Origin of the sequence: Nonlabens dokdonensis, from assembly GCF_002162835.1 — a bacterium.
GTDB lineage: Bacteria > Bacteroidota > Bacteroidia > Flavobacteriales > Flavobacteriaceae > Nonlabens > Nonlabens dokdonensis_B.
On the sequence record NZ_MAAX01000085.1, the window covers coordinates 1 to 3,142 of the forward strand.

At 37.8% G+C, this 3,142-nt stretch carries 3 protein-coding genes; 1 reads left to right on the forward strand and 2 read right to left on the reverse strand.

Annotated features, from left to right (window positions below; all coding sequences use genetic code 11):
* On the reverse strand, positions 1 to 1,604 hold a 1,604-nt coding region (lnt, locus tag A9Q93_RS05265), incomplete at its 3' end, for an apolipoprotein N-acyltransferase (RefSeq protein ID WP_303686336.1).
* Positions 1,605 to 1,646: 42 nt separating this feature from the next.
* Positions 1,647 to 2,717, reverse strand: a complete 1,071-nt coding sequence (locus tag A9Q93_RS05270; RefSeq protein ID WP_303686337.1) for a PorV/PorQ family protein — start codon at positions 2,715 to 2,717, stop codon at positions 1,647 to 1,649.
* Positions 2,718 to 2,833: 116 nt separating this feature from the next.
* Here A9Q93_RS05270 and A9Q93_RS05275 point away from each other — a divergent pair.
* The coding region (locus A9Q93_RS05275) for a phosphatidylcholine/phosphatidylserine synthase (RefSeq protein ID WP_303686338.1) at positions 2,834 to 3,142 on the forward strand (309 nt) is incomplete at its 3' end.

A 3,142-nucleotide genomic window follows, 5' to 3' on the forward strand; every position in this document is an offset into this window, starting at 1 on the left:
CTTAAAACACTAAATAGCAATACAAATAACCCCATGAGGCTAGCAATTCTTGCTATATAATCTCCATGAGTAGAGTAGAAGGTTAGTTCTGATCGAGGTCTAATAGAACCTTTTATAGCTCCTTCTTCCTCATAGCCTAATGATTCTTTTATATTTCCTCTGTGATCGATAATAGCGCTAATTCCAGTATTTGCACTACGGGCGATCCACCTTCTATTCTCTATGGCACGTAATCTTGCAAGACTTAAATGTTGTTTATGACCTTGGGTGTTGCCCCACCAGGCATCGTTAGTAATAATCGCTAGAAAAGTAGCTCCGTTCTTTACGTAATCAGAAACATATTCTCCATAAACAGACTCATAACAAATTACAGGAGCAACCGTTGCAGAGTTATTCATTTCAAATATAGCTCGATCTTTTTGAGTAGTTTTAGTAGAAACGGTACCGCCTAGATCTAACATTGCATTGCCTAGAATAGGCTTTAATATACTTTTATAAGGGAAATTCTCAACACCTACGACTAGTTTTGATTTATGGTAAATTTTTAAAGAATCTCCCACTTTTAGAAACATGGCAGAATTGTAATCATTATACAGCGTCCTGCCATCGCGATAAAGATTAGTCTGTGGATTTATTTGAGCGCTATCCCTTACTATTTCTGTAATAGAAACACCGCCTAGATAGTTGATTTCTGGAAACTCTAAGAGTGTCAACCGTAATTCATTTACCGCACGATTATAATCCAGTTGTTTTAAGTTTGAAAGTTTAATATTATCTGCTAGAACAGTCTCTGGCGTGATAATTAAGTCGGTAGATGGATCGATTAAAGGTAAGGCAAGACTACTTATATGGCTCACGATACTATCGTTAGTGATATAATATTTCTCGCTATAAGGATCGATGTTCGGTTGTACGATGACCACTTTTGTTCCTCCATCGTACTTATAAACTTCAAAGTTATAAAAGCTAATAATTTGAGAAATTAGGATAGGTACAATTACAAGAGCTAGAAGTACAGCAACTCGCTTAATCATAAATTGACGCTTGGAGATAATTCTGCTTTCGCGAAAGCGTAACACACTTAAAAAAACAAAAATATTAACCAGCCAGATCCATAAAGAACCACCGAAGGTTCCTGTATATTCATACCATTGAATCCAAGAAGTTGTCTCGCTAAAACCATTACCTAAGTTCAACCACGGCCAAGAGAATTCCCAATCTAGATGCAAGCGTTCAAAGCTTATCCAAAGGCAGGCAAGGAAGGTTAGTGCAGCGCCTTGTGTGGCCTTTTTGGCTAATAAATGATAGCCTAAAAACACTAAACTCATCAGTGCCGTATTAACTAAAACAGCAAACCACATCCCAAAAGGCGTAGAAAAATACAACCAGTAAGTAGTTGCTATATTCCAAATAAAGAAAGATAGATAGGAGTGGAGAAAGACCTTTCCAGCTGCTCTTCTAGTGTCACTGAGTCGCAAACGGCGCTCCACCATAAGCAGTGGTACAAATGCGACTAAAAGCATTCCTGCAAAACCATAAGTAGGCCAGCCCAACCAAAGAAGTATTCCTGATAAAAGTGCTAGTAAAAGGCTGTTAAATTTCATGAACTACAGTATAGATTGCTAAATTAAACAGTTGTTATTAAACTACCTGCTAAAGACCGATAAATCTATGTTTACTGAGAATACATTAGAGTATAACGCCTCACTAGAATCACCGATATCAGTCAAAGCGTAGTCTACAGAGATTCCTTTGTATTTAAAACCTATTCCTATGTTAGGTTGAAAAGTGGTACTATCACTACCATCAAGCTGCTGGATATTCTGAAAATTTCCTGCGCCAGCTCTTACAAAAACTAAGTCGATGAAGCTGTATTCTAATCCTAAAGCTGGTGTGGCACTTACCGCACTGCTTGAGATAATATCGTTAGTTTGAATGAAGCGCATATTTAAATCTACCTCTGCAGTAAGAACGTGATCGTAATGAAAAGTAAAAGTTCTCGCTAGACCTAATTGCAGTTTTGGTAACGTGATTTCTGTAGTTTCTGGTAAATCTTGATTTTGGTTTTCTACGGCGCCGCTTACTTGTTCAAATTGCTCTTCATCAATAGACCAAGTGTTGTACGTAGTTGTGATGTCACGCGCCATAAATCCTACTTGCCAGTCGCCACGTTTAAATTGTAAGCCTACGTCAAAGCCAAAACCCCATGAGTTTGCAAAATCTCCTATTACACGACGTATCACTTTTGCATTTGCTCCATAAGAGAAACCGTCCAGTTTTGCTTCTCTGGCATAGGAGAACGTAAAAGCCCAGTCTGCTGTGGAAAAGGTAGAAATGCGATCGTAATTAATGTTTCCTTGATCGTCTATTAGTTGTGTGGTGTTTAAGATATCATCTACAGAAAATCTAATTACAGAAAAACCAAAAGCGCTCACATCATCAATAGGCATGGCATAGGCACCGTAATTAAACTGAGCAATATTTGCAAAATAACTGGAATGCATTAAAGAGAGTTCCTGATCTTCCATTCTTATAAGTCCTGCAGGATTCCAGTAAACAGAGTTCACATCATCACTGCTCGCCACCACAGCATTGCTCATACCTAGTGCCGCTGCGTCGACTCCTATGTTTAGGAATTCGTTAGAGTAGGCTCTTGAGGTTTGCGCTTTCGCGAAAGCGGAACAAACAATAAGCAATAAAAAAAAGTAATTTTTCAAGCAGAAATATTAATAAGTCGCAAATATCTAAGTTTCTGAGTTAATAACTATGAAAATCTGTGGATATTGCCTAAAAGTAAACGAAACAGATCACTAAAAAACTGCATATTTGTAACATGAAGAAATGGGTTCCAAATATTATCACGTTATCAAATTTATTATGCGGTTGTATTGCTGCTATTTACGCATTTAACGACCAGTTGGTTTTGGCGGGAATATTTGTAGGCGCAGGAATATTTTTTGACTTTTTTGATGGCCTCGCAGCAAGACTACTAAATGTATCTAGTGAGCTAGGAAAACAGCTGGACTCACTGGCAGATATGGTAACCAGTGGTCTGGTTCCTGGTATTGTGATGTATCAAATGTTAAGTGAAGCAATAGGAAACGATATTATTGCTATTAATCAAAACCAAGTAATAGGGGCA